The organism is Marinomonas sp. CT5 (assembly GCF_018336975.1).
Classification (GTDB): domain Bacteria; phylum Pseudomonadota; class Gammaproteobacteria; order Pseudomonadales; family Marinomonadaceae; genus Marinomonas.
This window is the reverse complement of record NZ_CP025572.1, coordinates 911750-931282: the sequence shown is the minus strand read 5'-3', so window position 1 is coordinate 931282 and position 19533 is coordinate 911750. Positions and strand designations below refer to the sequence as shown.

21 protein-coding genes are annotated in these 19533 nt (G+C 42.2%); 13 read left to right on the top strand and 8 right to left on the bottom strand.

Annotated elements, in window-relative coordinates:
• Nucleotides 1-24: 24 nt before the first annotated feature.
• The 3 genes from trpC to C0J08_RS04430 are packed head-to-tail and all read right to left on the bottom strand — an operon-like array spanning nucleotide 25 to nucleotide 2493.
• Entirely contained in the window at nucleotides 25-840 is an 816-nt protein-coding gene (trpC, locus tag C0J08_RS04440) for an indole-3-glycerol phosphate synthase TrpC (RefSeq protein ID WP_212654912.1), read from the bottom strand.
• Between the two features lie 24 nt (nucleotides 841-864).
• Nucleotides 865-1905, bottom strand: a complete 1041-nt coding sequence (gene trpD / locus C0J08_RS04435) for an anthranilate phosphoribosyltransferase (RefSeq protein ID WP_212654911.1) — start codon at nucleotides 1903-1905, stop codon at nucleotides 865-867.
• A gap of 9 nt (nucleotides 1906-1914) precedes the next feature.
• On the bottom strand, nucleotides 1915-2493 hold the full coding sequence (locus tag C0J08_RS04430; RefSeq protein ID WP_212654910.1) for an anthranilate synthase component II: 579 nt from the start codon (nucleotides 2491-2493) through the stop codon (nucleotides 1915-1917).
• A 363-nt stretch (nucleotides 2494-2856) separates the two neighbouring features.
• Between C0J08_RS04430 and C0J08_RS04425 the strand changes: the two genes are divergently transcribed.
• Together C0J08_RS04425 and C0J08_RS04420 are read left to right on the top strand one after the other, a co-directional pair.
• The gene (locus C0J08_RS04425; protein WP_212654909.1) at nucleotides 2857-4188 is read left to right on the top strand and encodes a magnesium transporter; all 1332 of its coding nucleotides are present in this window, start codon (nucleotides 2857-2859) and stop codon (nucleotides 4186-4188) included.
• A gap of 60 nt (nucleotides 4189-4248) precedes the next feature.
• Nucleotides 4249-5424 carry a mechanosensitive ion channel family protein gene (locus tag C0J08_RS04420; protein ID WP_249344505.1) on the top strand — a complete coding sequence of 392 codons (1176 nt, stop codon included), beginning with the start codon at nucleotides 4249-4251 and terminating at the stop codon, nucleotides 5422-5424.
• Between the two features lie 85 nt (nucleotides 5425-5509).
• Here C0J08_RS04420 and C0J08_RS04415 read toward each other — a convergent pair whose 3' ends face one another.
• Together C0J08_RS04415 and rpe are read right to left on the bottom strand one after the other, a co-directional pair.
• Nucleotides 5510-6190 carry a phosphoglycolate phosphatase gene (locus tag C0J08_RS04415; protein WP_212654908.1) on the bottom strand — a complete coding sequence of 227 codons (681 nt, stop codon included), beginning with the start codon at nucleotides 6188-6190 and terminating at the stop codon, nucleotides 5510-5512.
• Complete coding sequence (gene rpe, locus C0J08_RS04410; protein WP_212654907.1) at nucleotides 6190-6861, bottom strand: ribulose-phosphate 3-epimerase; 672 nt, start codon at nucleotides 6859-6861, stop codon at nucleotides 6190-6192. Before rpe ends, C0J08_RS04415 begins: the two co-directional genes overlap by 1 nt.
• An 89-nt stretch (nucleotides 6862-6950) precedes the next feature.
• Between rpe and C0J08_RS04405 the strand changes: the two genes are divergently transcribed.
• The gene (locus tag C0J08_RS04405; RefSeq protein WP_212654906.1) at nucleotides 6951-7934 is read left to right on the top strand and encodes a DUF3530 family protein; all 984 of its coding nucleotides are present in this window, start codon (nucleotides 6951-6953) and stop codon (nucleotides 7932-7934) included.
• Between the two features lie 16 nt (nucleotides 7935-7950).
• On the opposite strand, the gene djlA is transcribed toward C0J08_RS04405, so the two are convergent.
• A complete protein-coding gene (djlA, locus tag C0J08_RS04400; RefSeq protein WP_212654905.1) occupies nucleotides 7951-8742 on the bottom strand; it encodes a co-chaperone DjlA in 792 nt (263 codons plus the stop codon).
• A 129-nt stretch (nucleotides 8743-8871) separates the two neighbouring features.
• Here djlA and C0J08_RS04395 point away from each other — a divergent pair, with 129 nt between their 5' ends.
• The 8 genes from C0J08_RS04395 to C0J08_RS04360 are packed head-to-tail and all read left to right on the top strand — an operon-like array spanning nucleotide 8872 to nucleotide 16836.
• A complete protein-coding gene (locus tag C0J08_RS04395) occupies nucleotides 8872-11124 on the top strand; it encodes an LPS-assembly protein LptD (RefSeq protein ID WP_212654904.1) in 2253 nt (750 codons plus the stop codon).
• A gap of 2 nt (nucleotides 11125-11126) precedes the next feature.
• A complete protein-coding gene (locus C0J08_RS04390) occupies nucleotides 11127-12377 on the top strand; it encodes a peptidylprolyl isomerase (protein WP_212654903.1) in 1251 nt (416 codons plus the stop codon).
• Between the two features lie 9 nt (nucleotides 12378-12386).
• Nucleotides 12387-13406, top strand: coding sequence for a 4-hydroxythreonine-4-phosphate dehydrogenase PdxA (pdxA, locus tag C0J08_RS04385; RefSeq protein ID WP_212654902.1), 1020 nt, complete (start codon nucleotides 12387-12389; stop codon nucleotides 13404-13406).
• Entirely contained in the window at nucleotides 13403-14203 is an 801-nt protein-coding gene (gene rsmA / locus C0J08_RS04380; protein ID WP_212654901.1) for a 16S rRNA (adenine(1518)-N(6)/adenine(1519)-N(6))-dimethyltransferase RsmA, read from the top strand. Before pdxA ends, rsmA begins: the two co-directional genes overlap by 4 nt.
• Entirely contained in the window at nucleotides 14204-14578 is a 375-nt protein-coding gene (apaG, locus tag C0J08_RS04375) for a Co2+/Mg2+ efflux facilitator ApaG/CorD (protein ID WP_212654900.1), read from the top strand.
• Nucleotides 14579-14593: 15 nt separating this feature from the next.
• Nucleotides 14594-15421 carry a symmetrical bis(5'-nucleosyl)-tetraphosphatase gene (locus C0J08_RS04370; protein ID WP_212654899.1) on the top strand — a complete coding sequence of 276 codons (828 nt, stop codon included), beginning with the start codon at nucleotides 14594-14596 and terminating at the stop codon, nucleotides 15419-15421.
• Nucleotides 15418-15738 (top strand): thiosulfate sulfurtransferase GlpE, encoded by a 321-nt coding sequence (gene glpE / locus C0J08_RS04365; protein ID WP_212654898.1) that lies wholly within the window; start codon nucleotides 15418-15420, stop codon nucleotides 15736-15738. The genes C0J08_RS04370 and glpE overlap by 4 nt, the downstream gene beginning before the upstream one ends.
• A 3-nt stretch (nucleotides 15739-15741) precedes the next feature.
• Nucleotides 15742-16836 carry a tRNA nucleotidyltransferase/poly(A) polymerase-related protein gene (locus tag C0J08_RS04360; RefSeq protein WP_212654897.1) on the top strand — a complete coding sequence of 365 codons (1095 nt, stop codon included), beginning with the start codon at nucleotides 15742-15744 and terminating at the stop codon, nucleotides 16834-16836.
• 36 nt (nucleotides 16837-16872) lie between these two features.
• Here the strand turns inward: C0J08_RS04360 and folB are convergent, their stop codons facing one another.
• Nucleotides 16873-17238: a dihydroneopterin aldolase gene (gene folB, locus C0J08_RS04355; protein WP_212654896.1), complete on the bottom strand. Its 366-nt coding sequence runs from the start codon at nucleotides 17236-17238 to the stop codon at nucleotides 16873-16875.
• Nucleotides 17239-17242: 4 nt separating this feature from the next.
• Nucleotides 17243-18277, bottom strand: a complete 1035-nt coding sequence (gene tsaD, locus C0J08_RS04350; RefSeq protein WP_212654895.1) for a tRNA (adenosine(37)-N6)-threonylcarbamoyltransferase complex transferase subunit TsaD — start codon at nucleotides 18275-18277, stop codon at nucleotides 17243-17245.
• A 420-nt stretch (nucleotides 18278-18697) separates the two neighbouring features.
• Between tsaD and rpsU the strand changes: the two genes are divergently transcribed.
• Both rpsU and C0J08_RS04340 read left to right on the top strand, forming a co-directional pair.
• Nucleotides 18698-18913 (top strand): 30S ribosomal protein S21, encoded by a 216-nt coding sequence (rpsU, locus tag C0J08_RS04345; RefSeq protein WP_009835737.1) that lies wholly within the window; start codon nucleotides 18698-18700, stop codon nucleotides 18911-18913.
• Between the two features lie 170 nt (nucleotides 18914-19083).
• Entirely contained in the window at nucleotides 19084-19530 is a 447-nt protein-coding gene (locus C0J08_RS04340; protein WP_212654894.1) for a GatB/YqeY domain-containing protein, read from the top strand.
• The last annotated feature ends 3 nt before the right edge of the window (nucleotides 19531-19533 follow it).

Genomic DNA, 19533 nt, shown 5'->3' with positions numbered 1-19533 from the left:
AATTCTGCTACTGCACGCTCTTTATTATATTTGGAACAAATCTGCTAACTTTTCACCTGGCTCATCAGCAACCATAAATGCCTCACCAACCAAAAACGCGTGAATACCTTTTTGCCTCATCATAGCCACATCATCACGAGTGTGAATACCACTTTCAGTCACAATCAAACGATCCGAAGGGACATCCCCCATCAATTCGAAAGTGTGATCTAAACTAAGTTCGAAAGTATGAAGGTCACGATTATTAATTCCAAGCAACTCTGTTTGGGTATACTCCAACGCCAAACCTAATTCTGGACGGTTGTGCACCTCAATCAAAACATCCATTCCAAGGTCACGTGCCATTTGGTCCAATTCACGCAATTTATCACCACTTAAGCATGCGGCAATAAGCAGAATACAATCAGCACCAATTGCTCTCGCTTCAAGCACCTGATATTCATCGACAATGAAGTCTTTGCGAATAACAGGTAGCGTACAGGCACTACGCGCCTCAACCAAGTAATCCTCATGGCCTTTAAAAAAATCCCTATCTGTTAAAACAGACAGACAAGCAGCTCCCCCTTTTTCATAAGATCTCGCAATATCTGCAGGAATAAAAGGGTCTCTCAATACACCTTTACTAGGTGAAGCTTGTTTAACCTCAGCGATAACCCCCGATTTACCAATAGCAATTTGGTGTCTCAAAGCATATGCAAAACCTCGTGGCGCGTTATGTACATTAGCCACCGAAGCTGCAACTTCTAAGTTATTATAGGGAGTGTGTAATTTACGCTCACTAATCTCTTCATACTTTCTAGCTACAATTTTTTTTAAAATTGTCGGTGTTTCTAATTGCATTGGGCTAATACTCCTTCCTATTCTTTACAGTGAGTCAGGGCTCATAAAACAGCGAGTAAAACTGGCTAACTCAGACATTTTTACTTTGGCTGTACCACCCCCAATGACATCTTCCGCTATATTGACACCTTCAGCTAAGGTATCAGCAATACCCGACACATAAATCGCGGCTCCAGCATTTAACGCTACTATATCTCTGGCAGGGTTCACTTTTCCTTTACCTTCCAGTGCAGTTTTCACCAGAGCAAGGCTCTGTGTTGCATCGACAGCCTGAAGTGATTCAATAGACTGGGTTGAAATACCGAAGTCCTCTGGAGAGATTTTGTATTCTAGAATTTCTCCACCTTTCAACTCAGCGACATAAGTCGGTGCAGCAATACTAATTTCATCTAACCCGTCTTCAGAATGAACAACCATAACATGTTCACTACCGAGCGCTTTCAATACTTCCGCAATGGGGCGAACCCATTTTTGATGAAACACCCCCATAACCTGACATTTCGCATTAGCAGGATTAGTTAAAGGACCAAGCAAATTAAAAATTGTCCGTGTTGCCATCTCTTTTCGAGGACCAACGGCGTATTTCATCGCAGAATGATGATTAGGAGCAAACATAAACCCTAAACCAATTTCTTCTACACAACGACAAACTTGCTCCGCATCAAGACCAAGATAAATTCCAGCTTGCTCCAAAACATCTGCACTACCAGATTTTGACGATACTGAACGTCCACCATGTTTTGCCACTTTACCACCCGCTGAAGCGACTACAAAAGCAGATGCCGTGGAGACATTAAACAAGTTACCGCCATCTCCCCCTGTACCACAAGTATCTACTACGTGATCAAGATCTAGATGCACCTTGCTAGATAGTTCTCGCATTACCTGAGCGGCGGCCGTTATTTCTTCGACAGTCTCACCTTTCATTCTTAGACCAATTAAAAAACCGCCGATCTGAGCAGAGGTGGTCTTTCCCGTCATGATGTCATTCATCACTTTTCGCATTTCGTCACCGCTCAAATCTTGGCGCTCAACAACTGCGGCAATCGCTTTTTGAATATCCACCAGCCTCTCCTATCGAGTTAAAAAGTTTGCTAATAAGGCATGACCTGCCTCTGTTAGAATTGACTCAGGATGAAACTGCACCCCTTCAACGGCAAGCGTTTTATGTCTAATTCCCATAATTTCCTCGTTGTCACCTTGCATATTTTTACTCCACGCTGTGACTTCTAAACAGTCTGGTAGCGTCTCAGCAGAAATAACCAAAGAGTGATAGCGTGTTGCTGTTTGTGGGTTAGGTACCCCAGAAAAAACCGAGCTATTGTTATGATAAATTAACGAGGTTTTACCATGCATGACATTTTTAGCATGAATTACCTTTCCGCCAAAGACTTGCCCAATACTTTGATGGCCTAAGCAAATACCCAATATTGGAATTTTGCCTGCAAAAGCAGCAATAGCGGCCATGGAAACCCCCGCTTCATTTGGAGTACAGGGCCCTGGAGAAATAACCAAATGTGACGGTGCCAGCCGCGCTATATCTTCAACTGTAATTTCATCATTACGGTACACCCAAACATCGGCCCCCAGCTCACGAAAGTATTGAACTAGGTTATAAGTGAATGAATCGTAGTTATCTATCATCAATAACATAAAAGAGGAGACACGCCTATAAAACAGCCTAGACCTGCACTAACTGCCGTAACAAACCGCAATGAGACGCAAAGAAAAGCTTACACTAATAAAAGAACCATCATTTAAAGTGCGCTAAATTCTACACTGTCATGATCACTCTGTCTTGCCAGACAAGACAATCAAAACCGATAAAGCGACAAGTAAAATTGCATCCCTCTATCAACAAACATGATATTTTTTTTGGTTTATTCAATTCTCGGCAAGCTTCTAGATAAAATCATGTAAAAACAAAGCCTTGTTTGATATACAAGCGGTTATACCGCACACTAAAAAGCATGTTATCTTTACTGTCATTATTCCGTGTTTTAAGGATGCCCATCAGTGCACAGCCAAGTCGCCGATCTTATAGAAACACTCATTCATGATGAGTACTCTCCAGAGTCTGTTAACAAAGCCATTTCTGAGTTAACCCCAGATGATGTGGCGCTCGCCCTTGAATCCATCCCTCTTATTCAGAGACGTCAGGCTTGGGCCAATATAAAGCAAGCCAATCGTCTTGATATCTTAGTTGAGATGCGCGGTGAATCTCGTCAGTTACTGTTAAAAGAACTCGACGACTACGAAATAGAAGCATTATTTACTGATGTTGACGCTGAAGACTTACTGGAAATTACAGACTCACTTCCAGACCGCTTGGTCGACCTTGCTCTCAAGCAAATGGATAACAAACAGCGTGAATATTACCAACAAGGTATTGTTTACGATGAAGATGTTGTTGGTCGTTGGATTGACCATGAACTACTAATAGCTTCTCAATCCATTCGCACCTCGGAAGCTTTGAGATTGCTGAAAAAAGACATCCCAGACTACACAGATATGGTGTACTTGGTCAACAGAACAGGCCGCTGGGTTGGTTGCGTAAAATTCGATAGACTTTTTAAAGCCCAAGGACATGAACCTATTTCCAGTTTGATTGATGAAGAGTGTCCTTTCATTCGATCAGATACTGAATTAACAAAAGCAGCTGAGCAACTCGAGCGTTCGTCTTTATCAGCACTACCTGTTGTCGATGAGAATCAAATTTTACTAGGTCGCTTTCACTCAGGACTTGCTATGGAAACATGGCGTTTAGAACATGAAGCTCAACAAATGTCGATCGCCGGTCTCAATGAAGAATCTGATTTATTTGCTCCCGTAAAGCGCAGTGCGGCAACTCGTGGTATTTGGCTTGGAATTAATTTATTAACGGCATTTTTAGCTTCTGCCTTCATCGGGCTTTTTGAGGCAACACTCCAGCAAGTTGTCGCACTAGCCGTATTGATGCCTGTTGTGGCTTCCATGGGCGGGATTGCCGGCAGTCAAACCTTAACCCTAATTGTTCGAGGCTTAGCACTTGGGCAAATCACTCGTAGCAACTTAAAATCCTTATTAGCTAAAGAACTTAAAGTGGGTGGATTAAATGGCATTTTATGGGCCATTGTTATTGGCGTTGTCACTTTATGGTGGTTTGAAAGCCCAATGCTCGGTGGGGTCATTGGCTTAGCCATCATAGTGAATATTTTAATGGCGGCTCTGTCAGGCGTTCTTATTCCTGTGCTACTGGATAAATTACGCATTGACCCAGCCCTATCTGGATCAGTTATTTTAACAACAGTGACCGACATTGCAGGGTTCGTTGCCTTTTTAGGGCTGGGAACTCTACTGCTTATATAAGTAATGTAATTTAGACCACCAAACTTCTCACAAATAAGACAAAGGGATAGAAAAAGCATAATGAACTGGGAAACAATGCAAGTATATTTGGGCTTAGGTGATACTAGGATGCACTGGGTTGTGCGTGTTTTTTTAGTCGTCCTTGGCACACTTATCATTAATTTTATCGCCACTCGCATTTTAATGCGCATCGACCAACAACTTAAAAAAACCAAAACCCCTTGGGATAATGTATTAATTCATGCCGCCCAAAAACCCATTGGTGTCTTTATATGGGTAGCCGGATTAAGTATCGCAGCTGAAATCTCCGGTACGGAAATAGACCCAGACTTCTCCTCCCTTATTAAAGCCATTCGTGAAGTGGGTGTCATTGTTATACTAACTTGGTTTATTTTACGCTGCATATCGGAGAGTGAACGTACTCTAACGCGATCAAACAAAGTCAAAACTAAGGTAGATTACACAACAGCCAGTGCCATCAGTAAATTACTCCGAGCATCGGTAATCATTACTTCTGTATTAGTCGTCTTACAAACTTTAGGCTACAGTATTTCAGGTGTACTAGCATTTGGCGGTATTGGCGGTATTGCCGTCGGTTTCGCGGCTAAAGATTTGCTAGCCAATTTTTTTGGCGGTTTGATGGTTTACTTAGACAGACCTTTTGCCATCGGTGACTGGATTCGTTCCCCCGATCAAAACATTGAAGGAACTGTTGAACACATTGGCTGGCGTCAAACCCGCATTCGCACTTTTGACAAGCGCCCTTTATATGTACCAAATTCCACTTTTTCATTGATTTCAGTTGAAAACCCCTCTCGTATGACGCATCGTCGTATCAACGAGACCATCGGTGTCCGCTACTGTGACTTCAATCTTCTATCTACTATTCTTTCAGAAATAAAAGACATGGTTGCCAATCATGAAGATCTAGATACCAACGAAACTTATATGGTGAATTTCAATCAATTCGGACCATCTTCCCTAGATTTCTTCATTTATGCTTATACAAAAACAGTGGATTGGCGAACGTTTCACGACGTAAAACAAGATGTGCTCTTCAAAGCGATGCAGATTATTGAATCTCATGATGCAGAGGTCGCCTTCCCAACACATACGGTTCATATGGCAGATGATAGTCAAATGACACTACTGTCAGAGCAATCAAAATCATCCAAGCAAAATCAAGTACAGCAAGAGGCAACGGAGTCATCTGCGAAAAAGTCTGACAACAAATAACCCCTTTACTTTATTTCTAACAAGTGTAAAAAAGGCCAAACTGAAGCAGTTTGGCCTTTTACTTTATCTAACGGAAACAATGAAATCAGACTAATAGCTCGGCTAAATCATCCATTATTGCATCCGCACCAAGTCCATTCAGATCGACGCCTTGGTGATAACCATAAGTCACTAGAGCACATTTAAATCCAGCATTTTTTGCGGCTTTATAGTCTGTAATTGAATCACCGATCATAAGACAGTTTTCAGGCAAAGCTTCAATAGACTCACTACAGTGAAGTAAAGGCATAGCAGAAGGCTTTTTCTCTTCTAGAGTATCACCGCCTAGTAGCCAACCAAATTGCTCTGTGATTTCAAAATGATCAAGCATAGGTTTCACGAAAACACTTGGCTTATTCGTAATCAAAGCAACAGGTACACCATTATGCTTAAAAGCCTTTAGCAGCGCTTTTACATTAGGATAAAGAGTCGTACCGTCAGTCAAATGCGCATGATAGTGTGTTAGAAAAATGCGATAGGCTTCTTCATATTTATCCGAATCAATACCGGCCCACTCAAGTGCTTGCTCAATTAGCTTAGATGAGCCAAAACCCACCCAACCACGAACTCGCTCTTCACCGGCTGGTGACACACCAAGCTCAACCAAAAAAGCATCCACAGCACCCGCTATATCAGGCACACTGTCCACCAAAGTACCATCAAGGTCTAAACAAACCAGCTCTGGCCACCCATCAAACCACTTTGAAAAATAGCTTGGTGTTTTCATTAACGTGTACTCGCCAATTCACTACGCATTGCATCAATCACAGATTTGTAATCATCTTTACCGAAAATAGCGGAACCCGCCACAAATGTATCAGCACCTGCACGAGCGATTTCAGCAATATTTTTTTCGCTCACGCCGCCATCCACTTCTAAGCGAATGTCGTAACCACTGGCATCAATCAATGCACGAGCTTCGCGTAACTTATCTAGCGTGCTAGGAATAAAAGACTGACCACCAAAACCAGGGTTAACAGACATCAGCAAGATCATATCGACTTTATCCAGCACATATTTTAAATGTTCAAGAGACGTTGCCGGGTTGATTGCTAAACCCGCTTTACAGCCACCATCCCGAATCATCTGTAAAGATCGATCAATATGCTCACTGGCTTCTGGATGGAACGTAATATAAGAAGCGCCCGCTTCAATAAAGTCACCAATCATACTATCAACCGGCTTCACCATTAAATGCACATCAATGTCAGCCGTAACCCCATGCTTGCGCAATGCTTTACAGACCATAGGACCGATCGTTAAATTAGGAACATAATGATTATCCATCACATCAAAGTGTATGATATCCGCTCCGGCTTCCAAGACCTTATCGACCTCTTCGCCTAATCGAGCAAAATCGGCAGAAAGGATCGAAGGGGCAATGATAAAATCGTTCATATCTGACTCCAGCAGTGACACAATAAAGGTCGCAAAGTGAAAATTTAGACCATATTTTAACAAGGCCTTTATAAGAAGTATTGAAAACAATGAATAAATTTACTGCACTGCGCTACCTTATCATGGCACTTCTATCCTTGTTCACAGTTCCTAATCTTTGGGCTGAAGATTCTCAAGCCCCTGCAGGCGATACAACAACTAAGCCTCAAGATACACCCAAAAAGAGCACGGAAAAATACATTGTACCAAAACCACAGGCCTCTCGAATTGAAGCACTTGAAGAATCACTAAAAATCAAACGTCTAGATCACCAAATTGAAACACTGGAAGCGAATGGAGAGTCTTTCCTCACTCTATATAGACCGTCTCTCACCAGCTCAACCCAAGGCTGTATAATCTTGCTGCATTCAGACAATGAACACCCAGATTGGCCTGATGCCATTGGGCCATTACGCGATGCCATGCCAGAGCATAGCTGGTGCACTGTGTCTATTGAAGTTCCTGACATTATCAAGCGTGCGAAACCGGTGAAAGCCCCCTCTCCAACAGCAGACGATACACAGCCATTAAATGAACTACCAAACCAACCTATGGTTTTCGCTCGAATACAGGCGACAATAAACAAAGCACAAGAAGAAGGTGTGAGCCAATTCACTTTGCTTGGTTATGGGACGGGGGCAAGCTACGCTCTAGGGTTCCTATCAGCTAACAAAGATGCTGCTGAAGCCTTAGTTCTTATCGATATAGAGTCTCCACCAAACCTATCTGACTACGAAGTCGCACAACAAATTCGTCAAGTTGCTCAGCCAATACTCGACTATTACGTCAACAAATCAGGGAGAGACCAGTTTGCAATATGGCGAAAACAAGCCGCCAGTCAAAGGATAGAGAAAAAAGGCGACTTTATCCAAATAGACGCTTTACCAGATAGAGTAAATGGAAAAAAGAATAAACCGCTATTAATCCAAAGAGTACGCGGCTTTTTGAAACAGAATACCAGCCAAATAAACCAGCGAAAGGCATTACCAAGCGTAAAAAAAGGGCTTTTTTATCAAAGCCCAATAAATGATTAACGCATATTAAAAAATACTATTTACGAGAATTTTTAACCATTTCGTAAGCAGACTGAATTTCTTGTGTTCGCTCTTTAGCTAATTCAATCATCTCATCCGGTAGTCCTTGTGAACTCAATTTATCAGGATGGTTTTTACTCATTAGTCGTCGATAAGCCTTTTTGATTTCCGCATCATTCATATCAGGTGTTACACCTAAAGCCTCATATGCCGCTTTTAACAGGTCTTTTGACTCCATATTATTTGAAGAGGATTGATAACCCTGTCTAAAATGAGCCTGCTGCTTAACTTGGATATGAAGCGCTTCAAACTCCGCAACAGAGACCCCCAGATGAGCACAAACTTGAGACACAAAAGATTTTTCTTCTACGCTAAAATGGCCATCGGCATAAGCAGAAACCAGCAAAACCTCTAATAAAGTACGAGTTAAATCGCCTGGACCTACGACCTGCCTAAAGTTGCTCAACACAGAAGTCAGATCAAAGTTTGCAGATTTCCCCTCATTAAATAACTGTTTGGCTTGCTCTTGCGCAGCTGTAGATAAACGAAGACGCTGCATAACAGACTGCGCTAATTGAATCTCAGCCTCAGATACTTGACCATCTGACTTAGCTAATCGCCCCATCAAAAGAAATAATGTACGAAAAAAAATCTCTTGCTGAAGGCGCACATCTGCACGTCCACGAACATTACCGAAAGCCCCACCAATCTGCGCTCTATCAATAACTCCGCCGATAATAAATCCCAGCAAACCACCTAAAAAACCACCTAATATATAACCCAAAACTGCGCAAACAATTTTCCACATAAAGATATTTCTCCAGAATCGGTAGCCCCTATAGGCCTGCATAGATTATCATTTGTCTTATTACGTGGAACCGCTTATTGGCAGTATCCGATTTCGGACAACATTTATTGGTAAACAAGTATACCTTGCATGGTTAAGCATTTACGCATCTACACATTATTTTTTCAAAGTCTTTTCATCTTGCCTATCGCACATGCACAGGTAAATCAATGGGATTGGGCTCCAAGAGAATCTTTAACAGCGGAACAACAAGCGCAGTTAAGTCAATATTGCCAAGGCTCTTATGTTAATAGCTGGAAAGCAACGAATGAAAAAGGGACTGACCTTACCGCAGATCTTATTATTCGAGACAAAGGTGAAGTATTTCACCTTAAAGGAGCCGCAGAAATAGTAAAACCGCTTTACTCTCTATCGGCTGATAACATAAAGGGAAAACCTAACCAGTATTATCAAGCCCAAGGCAACGTTGCTTTACGCAATAAAAACCTTCTAATCCGCAGTTCAAGTGCCTATGTTTCAAACGATAATAGTGAAGAAAACAGCTTCAAAGACGCCAAATACCTTAACCACGGAAGCGGTACTCGGATGGAAGCCAAGACATTAACTCGCAGCCAAGATGGTGTTGTTTTTATCGATGATGGATTTTTCACAACGTGTGAACCCAATCAAGAAAGCTGGAAACTATATGGCAGCTCAATTGAGCTAGATACGAAACAAGGATTTGGTACTGCCAAACACGTACAGATTCGCATTGGCAATATTCCTGTTTTTTACTTTCCTTGGCTACGTTTCCCATTAAATAACATTCGACAAACAGGCTTTTTGTTTCCCACTTTTGGCTATTCTCTAAAAGATGGAGTAAGTCTTTCAGCGCCATTTTACTGGAACATAGCCCCGAACTACGACGCAACGATTACACCACAACTTATTCAAGAAAAAGGCGAAGGCATAGATTTAGAGCTACGCCATCTAAGCCCATACGGAGAAACTATCTACGAACAGTCAACTTTCTCCGAAAAAGAACAAGGTGAGCAAACGCTGCTCAAATTAAAATCGACGCAATCTTTTAACTCACACCTAAGTGCTGGACTTTTATTTGAAGATAACCCAACACCAAATAAAACACCTGAAGCCAATAGCACTTCGATTGGAACAAAAGATCACTACGAGCAAAGCGCATTTCTTTCAATCAACAACGGTAACTTTCTAAACAAGGTCACCTACTTAACCTTTGAAACCCCCAATACTAGTGCTGATAAACCTTTCGAATGGCTGCCGAGAGTTGATAGTTCATACCGTATAGCAACAACCTATTTAGATTATAAAGTTGATGCTCAATACACTGATTTTCACGATCCAGATGAAACCAACTTTGATGGACAACGCTTCGCGGTTAATCAAGACTCAAAAATAAACTTTAAAAATGCTTGGGGGAGCTTAACAACAGGCCTTTTAGCACAATACCGAAGCTACGATCTACATAGCTACACCAAGATGACGAACAGCGAGACCTCAATTGGACATGTTAGTGGCTATATTGATTCCGCCGTCATATTCGAACGCCGCTTACCCTTAGGAAACAGTGTATGGCGACAAACTCTTGAGCCGAAATTAAACTATCTAAACTCCCCTTTTAAAGATCAAGAGCTTATTCCCAATTTTGACGCTAGTCTCCCAACAATAAACTATACACAAGCCTTCGCGCATAGTCGTTTTAACGGCAATGACCGCATTGGTGATACTGAACAAGTGACCTTGGGGTTAGAAAGTCGCCTATATGATGAAAACAATAATGAAAAATGGGCATTCAAAGCAGGTCAGATCTTTTATTTAAAAGATCGCTATGTTGGTATAACGGGAAAAACGGATGAAGATACCCCTATTGATACAAGCAAGCGCAGCGACTTGCTGACGTCGGCCAATTACAATGGTAATCGCTATACACTTACAGGCTACATGAATTACAGTGCAGACAACAACGAATTAAACTTAATACAATTTATTGCGGCAATGGAGCCAATAGATGACGTTATAATCAACTTAAGCTACCTAAATTCAATAAACACTACAAACTCCACAAGCGATAATGAACAAGCCAGCATAGGAACGATCTTCCCTGTTAATAATAATTGGTCTGCCTTTGCACAGTACAACTATGATTTTTTAAAAGAAGATTTCACCAAACAAACTGCTGGTCTAGGCTATGAGAATTGCTGTTTCAAAGTATCATTAAGCTATCAAGATTGGCTAAATGATGACAACATATTTGATAGAGGCGTCTTTTTACAATTTATTTTACGTGGTTTAAGCACTGCCGGTCGAGCTAACAACGAAACCAACATTGCGAACGACTATTGGAACCAAGGAAAAGTTGGATATTAATCATGAAGTTGTTTTCTTTTTTTACATTGATTTTTTTTACATTGATGCCGTTACAAAATCTACAGGCAGCCCCCCATAAAATCGACGGTATTTCAGCTATTGTTGATTCAACACCTATCTTAGAAAGCGATATCCAAAATCGCTTTCAGATTGTGAAAGAACGTGTTCCTGGTGGCGTAATGACCGACAATATTCATCGGCAGATTCTAAACCAAATGATCGATGAAACATTGCAGGTCAATTATGCTCGAAAAATTGGCATGAGAGCATCCAGCTCCAATGTTGATAACGCAATCCTTGGCGTCGCTAAAAACATGAACCTTGATTTACAAGGCTTAAAAAATGTTCTTGCTAGTAAAGGCATCGATTACTCTCGATACAGAGAGCAGATTGAACAAGAAATACTGATGAATAATGTAAAGCGAGAGATCATCAAAAAGCGTATCGTCATTTCAGACCAGGAAATTGATGACTATCTCAGTTCAGAGACAAGCATTACCAAAGAAAAGGAACAAGTTCACTTTCGCCACCTATTAATTAGAGCAAGTGACCCAGAACAAGCAAAAGAAAAAATAACTGAAATCGCAAGTAAAATTAACTCAGAAGATGATTTCATCCAGCAGGCGATTGAAAACTCGGACGGCCAATTTGCAATTGAAGGTGGCGACCTAGGCTGGCGCCCACTAAATCAACTACCGCCGCTATTTGTTCGCGCCTTAGACACAGAGAAAGGTCCTCTTATTGGCCCATTACAAAGTAATGCTGGCTTTCATTTGCTTTGGGTAATTGAAAAGCGCTCACCTGATGTAACACTGCAGCAGCAAACCAAGGTACGACACATTCTAGTGAGACCAAATGAAATTCGAAACTTAGAGCAAACCAAAGAACTTGCTGACGAAATTTATAAAAAATTAAAAAACGGCAACGACTTCACGGAACTGGCTAAAAAATACAGTGAAGACCAAGGCTCAACCTTGCAAGGTGGTGATCTAGGCTGGGTCACCCCAGGAACCATGGTGCCAGAATTCGAAGATATGATGAACCAGACCAAGGTTGGCGATATCAGCAAGCCATTCCGTACTCAATTTGGCTGGCATATTTTAGAAGTTGAAGGTCGCAGAGAAGCGGATATTAGTAATAAAGTAAAACGCAAGAATGCCGAGCAAGCTTTAATTGCACAAAAGCAAGATATTGTATTAGGCAATTGGCTTGATGAGTTACGTGCCGATGCTTTCATTGACATCAAAAACTAAGAGAAAATAATGGCATACACCCCAGTGGAGCTGCTTCCTATTATTGCCATTACCTCTGGTGAACCGGCAGGTATCGGCCCAGATATTATTTTAAGCGCGTTAAACGAGCAGGCATTCCCTGCTCGTTTAATTGTTCTCGCAGACCCTCAATTACTTAAAGATAGAGCCCTAACTCTAGGACTTAAGGTAGAGATTCAAACTCTGAATAGTACTAAAGATGTTATTACTCACCAACAGGGAAATATCTGCGTCTTACCTATTTCGTTAGCCAAACAAGCCGCCGCTGGAACACTAGATGTTGCAAACTCCCCTTATGTACTAGAAACCTTAAGACAAGCAGGTGAAGGTTGTATCCAACAAAAGTTTGATGCCATTGTGACACCACCGGTTCATAAAGGCATTTTATGCGAAACGGGCGTGCATTTTTCTGGACATACGGAGTTTTTCCAAGCTCAATGCCAGTCTCCACACGTTGTCATGATGTTGGCAACAGAGGCAATGAAAGTGGCCTTAGTGACCACTCACCTACCGCTAAAAGAAGTATCTTCTGCGATTACAGAGCAGAGTATTAGCCTTGTCATTAAAGCTCTGAACAAAGATCTTCAAGAGAAATTTGGCATAGCAAAACCGAAGATTTTAGTTTGTGGATTAAATCCACATGCTGGTGAAGATGGTCATCTTGGTAGAGAAGAGATAGAAGTAATCACTCCGACCTTAAATAAGCTTCGTCATGAAGGCTTTGACTTAATTGGGCCTCTGCCTGCGGATACTCTCTTCACCCCAAAATACCTAGATGATGCAGACTGCGCCTTGGCTATGTATCACGATCAAGGATTACCTGTGCTAAAATATTCCGGTTTTGGTAACGCCGTCAATATCACTCTGGGCTTACCTATTATTCGGACATCCGTCGACCACGGCACAGCCATTGACTTGGCTGGCACAGGCAAAGCAAATAACGGCAGCCTTAAAGTGGCCATTCAACATGCCATTAACATGGCAAATAACGCGAAAAAGTTTTCTAAATGAGCAAATCACAACCCCATAAAGCCAGAAAAAGATTCGGCCAAAACTTCCTTCACGACCACGGCGTTATTCGACGCATTGTGGCTTGCATTGGTCCCAAAAAAGGTCAGCGAATCGTGGAAATTGGCCCTGGTAAAGGCGCCCTAACAGAAGGCATAATCAGTGTCACTGAGCGCATGGATGTCGTTGAGCTTGACCGCGATCTTATCCCAATATTAAAAGTGAATTTATTCCGCTACCCTGAATTAACCGTGCATGAAGCTGACGCGATGAAGTTTGACTTCACCTCTCTAAGCACGCCAGAACAAGCGATTCGCGTAGTAGGAAACCTGCCTTACAATATCTCGACACCTCTTATTTTTCACTTGCTCAGCCAAGCTAGTGCTATTGAAGACATGCACTTCATGCTGCAAAAGGAAGTGGTAGATCGCCTAGCGGCTCGTCCCGGTGACAGCCTATACGGACGTTTAAGCGTGATGGCACAATATTATTGCAATGTAGAGTCTCTATTCATTGTTGGCCCTGAATCCTTTGACCCGGCACCCAAAGTGGATTCCGCCATCGTCAGAATGACACCGTATAAAACACTCCCTTACCCTGTCGAAAATATCAAAAAACTTGAAGACATGGTCAGAATTGGCTTCCAACAACGTCGCAAAACCCTTCGTAACAACTACAAAGGCGTCTTAGACAATGATGACTTCGAGGCAATAAACATTGATCCAACACTACGCCCAGAACGATTAGACGTAGAAGATTTTGTTCGAATTACCAACTACGTCATCCAAAAGGAAAGTTAAATGCAAAAATATGACGTTGTAGTATCTGTTCGTACAGAGTACTTAGCAAAACAATCTACCCCCTCAGAGTCTCGCTATGTGTTTGCATACCACATTTCGATTACCAACTGTGGAACAGAGCCAGCCAAGCTTCAAACACGACACTGGATCATTACCGATGGCAACGAACAGGTTCAAGAAGTGAAAGGCAGTGGCGTCATTGGTGAATACCCTTATTTAGCTCCTGGAGAATCCTTTCATTATACCAGTGGCACAGTCATGGAAACCGTTGTCGGTAGCATGCAAGGCAGTTACCAGTTCCTTGCCGATGATGGAACAGAATTTAAAGCCCCAGTTCGACCTTTCACTCTCTTCGTCCCAAACAAAGTGCATTAAGGCTGTTTACAACTTATGTCGACATATGTAATTGGTGACTTACAAGGCTGCTTAGCACCACTCATTCAACTATTAGAACAAATTCAATACAAAGCAGGTCAAGATAAGCTTTGGTTTGCTGGAGACTTGATAAATCGAGGGAATGAATCGCTTGAAACGCTTCGATTCATAAAATCACTGGGTAACAATGCGACCGTTGTTCTAGGCAATCACGACCTTCACTTACTCGCCGTATCTTATGGTTTTGGCAAATTAAAGCGTGGTGATACGCTCTCGGAAATACTCACGGCCAGCGACCGTGATGAGCTGATGGAATGGTTACGTCATCAACCTTTATTCCATTACGACGAGCAACTCAACACAGTCATGACTCATGCCGGTATTCCTCCATGTTGGGATTTACATCAAGCCCAAGCACTGGCAGAAGAAGTCGAAAACGAACTTAAATCAGACAATGTTGATGAATTTTTATCAGCCATGTATGGTAATAAACCAAATAAATGGAGCGATGACCTTACGGGACAAGACCGACTTCGAGCGATCACAAACTATCTTACTCGAATGCGATTCTGTGATGAAAACAGTAAACTTGACCTAGCATCAAAAGAAGGCATAAACACCGCCACTAAAGGTTATGCTCCTTGGTTTAACTACCCGTCAAAAGTCCCCGAAAGCTGTCACATTGTTTTCGGACACTGGGCTGCACTGGAAGGCAAAACCCAAAAAGAACGTATTCACGCACTGGATACGGGGTGCGTATGGGGCGGGAGCCTAACGGCATTGCGCCTCGAAGACAGGCAGCGCTTCAGTACACCTTGCACAATTAACCGGAAGAACTCATGACTTACACTTGCATCGATATCGCCGACGCTCTACCAATCATTGAAAACGAAGCTATCATTGTAGATATTCGTGACTTGGTTAGCTTTGAAAATAGTCACATTACAAATGCCATCAGCCTCAGCAATGACAATGTTCAAGACTTTATTGAAAGTACAGAAAAAAGCCGACCCATTATTGTTTGCTGTTATCACGGCAATAGCAGCAAAGGTGCGGCAGAATATCTTGCCTCGCAAGGCTTTAAAGAAGTTTATTCCTTGAATGGCGGTTTTAGTCAATGGAGTGCAATGTTTCCAGAGCAATGTGAAATAGGCAACTAACTGGTGACCAAAGCCTTTTACCAAGTTTATCTCGTTGGCGGCGCCGTTAGAGATGCATTACTGGAACTCCCAGTCATCGATCATGATTGGGTTGTTACCGGTGCCACCCCAAAACAGCTTGAGGAAAGGGGTTTTCAACAGGTAGGCAAACAATTCCCAGTATTTCTCCACCCCAAAAGCAAAGAAGAGTACGCACTCGCCCGCAAAGAGAAAAAACAAGGCGAAGGCTACACGGGGTTTATTTGTGATTTTTCTCCAGACATCCGTTTAGAAGAAGACCTAGAGCGAAGAGATCTCACGATCAATGCCATTGCACAAGATAAACATGGCAACTTGATCGATCCGTTTAATGGCCAACAAGATATAATCAATAGAGTACTGCGCCATGTCTCCAATGCTTTTGTAGAAGACCCATTACGCGTATTGCGAGTCGCTCGCTTTGCCGCTCGATTTCATCATTTTGGCTTCAGTATCGCGCCAGAGACCCTGTCTTTAATGCAAAAAATTAGCGAATCTGGAGAACTCAACACCCTAAGTGCAGAACGAATTTGGAGAGAATTAGAGAAAGCGTTAAATACATCCCATGCTGATGTATTCTTTTCCGTCTTAAAAGAAGCCCACGCGCTAGAAACACTCTTTCCCGAATTCATCTGGGATTCCCTTAACGCTGGAGCATCAAATCAAACTGATATCACTCCCGCTCAGCGCTGGGCAATTCTTTGTAAACACACTCCCTTGGCAAAACTTGAGCAACTCCATCAGCGTATTCGTTGCCCAAACCAATTCAAAATTCTCGCAGAGCAAACCCGCTCCTTTATAGAAAACCAACACATTCCAATGGATGCTAAGGCATGGGAAAACTGGTTAATATCAGTAAATGCCATAAAAAAACCTCAACCATATGCTTTACTGGTTGAGGTTCTAAGCCGCCTATCAAATAGCAAAATGGAAGATTGGCTAACACTACGAGAAACCATTGCATCCATTAATGCCGCATCATTAATGAAACAAGGTTTTAGCGGAGCGGAATTGGGTAAAGCACTGAAACAAGCACGAGTATCCGCTTTAGATAAAACCCCTTCTCCATTAATCCGCTAGCTTTCAGCCACCACAACCTAAGTGGTGGTGAATTTACTAATAAGTAACAGCAGACTTCCTGTGAATTTTCACACCGACGGCTTGGGCGGCAGGCACAGCATCAGGTTTACGCAAAGTTAACGTGATGGCATTCAGTTTAAACTGACCAATCATTTCACCAACCAAGTGCTCCGCCAACGTTTCGATTAACTCAAACTGTCGCTCAGCACAAAATGCCACAATAAAATTGGATATTGCTTCATAATCCAATGTTTTAGAAAGATCATCGGTTGCTGCTGGAACACGGTTATCATGCTCCATTTCCAAATCAAACACTAAATCCTGCTTAATCTTTTTTTCCCAATCGTAGACACCAATAACCGCTTGGGTTTTTAGTCCCTCAATAAAGACCAAATCTTTCATATTATTATTCCTTCAATGGTGGCAACTCTGACAATGGCCAACGTGCACGGATAGACAAACTTAGCTCAGAAGAGTGGCCATTCTTTAAACGCTGGGCACCAGCATAAGCAATCATGGCACCATTATCCGTACAAAACTCTGGTCGAGCATAAAACACACTGGCTTTAATTTTCTTCAACTGACTTTCAAGCTGCTCACGTAAACGCTGATTGGCACTCACACCGCCAGCGATAATCAGTTGCTTCAAGCCTTCGGCCTCTAAAGCTCTGCGACATTTAATCACTAAGGTATCCACTACCGCCGTTTCAAACGCCAAAGCCGCGTCAGCCTTAAATTGCTCATCACAACGATCATTATCCAATGCATCATGCACCGCCGTTAAAAACGCTGTTTTCAAACCACTAAAACTAAAGTCTAAACCAGGGCGGTCAGTCATAGGTCGAGGGAATTTGAGCCCAGACTTAGGATCACCTTTCTTAGCTAAAGCGGCAATCTGCGGCCCTCCAGGATAAGGTAAACCAATCATCTTAGCGGCTTTATCAAAAGCCTCTCCAGCCGCATCATCAAGGGACTGTCCTAAAAGCCTATACTCACCGATGCCATCTACCCGAACCAACTGGGTATGACCGCCAGAAACCAGCAAGGCAACAAACGGCATTTCTGGCTGGGACTCTTCTAGCATAGGCGCTAAAAGGTGACCTTCCATGTGATGCACACCCAACGCAGGAATCCCTAACGCATAAGCCAAAGAACGACCAATCGTTGCCCCTGCCATCAAAGCCCCGACCAAACCAGGACCACTTGTATAAGCTATCGCATCCAATTCAGACTTCTTCATACCCGCTTCTTGTAATACCTCATCAATTAACGGCAAGGTTTTACGAACGTGATCACGAGAGGCTAATTCAGGCACCACGCCGCCATATTCAGCATGCTGCGCTATTTGAGAATAAATCTTGTGGGCCAATAGGCCATTTTCAGTATCATAAATTGCGATACCCGTCTCATCACAAGAAGTTTCTAATCCCAATACTTTCATTAGAATAATCTCATCAATAATTTGAGCGCATTGTACCCTATCTATCTGTACCATTGCAGAGGAAAGAAACACTTCGCTTAAAGTCTGTTCAAATGAAATTAGACATAACAGATCAAACACATTATAATGCGCGCGTTTTAAATGTTTAAATTAAAAGGCAGGTGATTTTTCTCGTTTGGCACATAGCTTCTTATGTAAGTAAATGTCGATCCAAACCCCCTCTTAAAAGATGAATACAGTTACAGACGCGATAATAGTCTGTTCAGGGTTAGGCTTTATTTAGCCTAGAAAAATCGATTCATACTGAATCACACTCTGTTCAACAAAAGCGCGCTTTGAAAGCCCAATAAATACGGGTATGATTCACGCCGTTTTTGTGAATACTTAAACTTTAGAAAACAAATTATTAAAGGTAATAAGATGCCAGCAGTAAAAGTAAAAGATAACGAACCATTTGACATCGCTCTACGTCGCTTCAAACGCTCTTGTGAAAAAGCAGGTGTTTTAGCTGAAGTTCGTCGTCGTGAATGCTACGAAAAACCAACTACTCTTCGCAAACGTGCTGCAGCCGCTGCTGTTAAACGTCACGCTAAGAAAGTTTCTCGTGAACAAAAGAAATTTCAACGTTTGTACTAGGCCAATCTGCCGTTTGGCAATTTGCTAAGAACAAATGTTTGCCTAGACGTTTCTAACAATTAGGCTTATAAAAAACGGCTAGTTAATTAACTAGCCGTTTTTTTTGCTTCCAAAGAGACCTCTGCACGACATTACGAGCAACCGTCTCAATAAATTATAAAGAGGATCCCATGTCAGAATTAAAAAAGCTCATTTCCGAAACCCTAAAAACAGCGATGCGAGCAAAAGAAAAGCAACGCGTTACCGTGATTCGTACCATTTTATCTGAATGTAAAAAAATCGAAGTCGATGAACGCATCGAATTAGATGACGCTCGCGTATTAGCTGTGTTAGATAAAATGAATAAGCAACGCAAAGACTCTACTCAGCAGTATTTAGATGGCGGCCGTGAAGACTTAGCCAAGATAGAACAAGAAGAAATGACAATTATCAGTGAATTTCTCCCAGCAGCACTCACTGACGAAGAAGTAGGTGAGATCGTAAAAGCAGCGATTGCAGAAACAGGTGCGACCTCCATGCAACAAATGGGTGCTGTCATGGCCATCGTCAAACCTCAAGTACAAGGTCGTGCTGATATGGCACAAATCAGCAAACAAGTTAAAGCACAACTAGGCTAATAC

What these genes read in the sequence shown, in the direction of transcription:
- trpC (WP_212654912.1), bottom strand. Translation starts at nt 840, where the DNA reads ATGCAATTAGAAACACCGACAATTTTAAAAAAAATTGTAGCTAGAAAG.
- C0J08_RS04430 (WP_212654910.1), bottom strand. Translation starts at nt 2,493, where the DNA reads ATGTTATTGATGATAGATAACTACGATTCATTCACTTATAACCTAGTT.
- C0J08_RS04420 (WP_249344505.1), top strand. Translation starts at nt 4,249, where the DNA reads ATGAACTGGGAAACAATGCAAGTATATTTGGGCTTAGGTGATACTAGG.
- C0J08_RS04415 (WP_212654908.1), bottom strand. Translation starts at nt 6,190, where the DNA reads ATGAAAACACCAAGCTATTTTTCAAAGTGGTTTGATGGGTGGCCAGAG.
- rpe (WP_212654907.1), bottom strand. Translation starts at nt 6,861, where the DNA reads ATGAACGATTTTATCATTGCCCCTTCGATCCTTTCTGCCGATTTTGCT.
- C0J08_RS04405 (WP_212654906.1), top strand. Translation starts at nt 6,951, where the DNA reads ATGAATAAATTTACTGCACTGCGCTACCTTATCATGGCACTTCTATCC.
- djlA (WP_212654905.1), bottom strand. Translation starts at nt 8,742, where the DNA reads ATGTGGAAAATTGTTTGCGCAGTTTTGGGTTATATATTAGGTGGTTTT.
- C0J08_RS04395 (WP_212654904.1), top strand. Translation starts at nt 8,872, where the DNA reads ATGGTTAAGCATTTACGCATCTACACATTATTTTTTCAAAGTCTTTTC.
- C0J08_RS04390 (WP_212654903.1), top strand. Translation starts at nt 11,127, where the DNA reads ATGAAGTTGTTTTCTTTTTTTACATTGATTTTTTTTACATTGATGCCG.
- pdxA (WP_212654902.1), top strand. Translation starts at nt 12,387, where the DNA reads ATGGCATACACCCCAGTGGAGCTGCTTCCTATTATTGCCATTACCTCT.
- rsmA (WP_212654901.1), top strand. Translation starts at nt 13,403, where the DNA reads ATGAGCAAATCACAACCCCATAAAGCCAGAAAAAGATTCGGCCAAAAC.
- apaG (WP_212654900.1), top strand. Translation starts at nt 14,204, where the DNA reads ATGCAAAAATATGACGTTGTAGTATCTGTTCGTACAGAGTACTTAGCA.
- C0J08_RS04370 (WP_212654899.1), top strand. Translation starts at nt 14,594, where the DNA reads ATGTCGACATATGTAATTGGTGACTTACAAGGCTGCTTAGCACCACTC.
- glpE (WP_212654898.1), top strand. Translation starts at nt 15,418, where the DNA reads ATGACTTACACTTGCATCGATATCGCCGACGCTCTACCAATCATTGAA.
- folB (WP_212654896.1), bottom strand. Translation starts at nt 17,238, where the DNA reads ATGAAAGATTTGGTCTTTATTGAGGGACTAAAAACCCAAGCGGTTATT.
- tsaD (WP_212654895.1), bottom strand. Translation starts at nt 18,277, where the DNA reads ATGAAAGTATTGGGATTAGAAACTTCTTGTGATGAGACGGGTATCGCA.
- rpsU (WP_009835737.1), top strand. Translation starts at nt 18,698, where the DNA reads ATGCCAGCAGTAAAAGTAAAAGATAACGAACCATTTGACATCGCTCTA.
- C0J08_RS04340 (WP_212654894.1), top strand. Translation starts at nt 19,084, where the DNA reads ATGTCAGAATTAAAAAAGCTCATTTCCGAAACCCTAAAAACAGCGATG.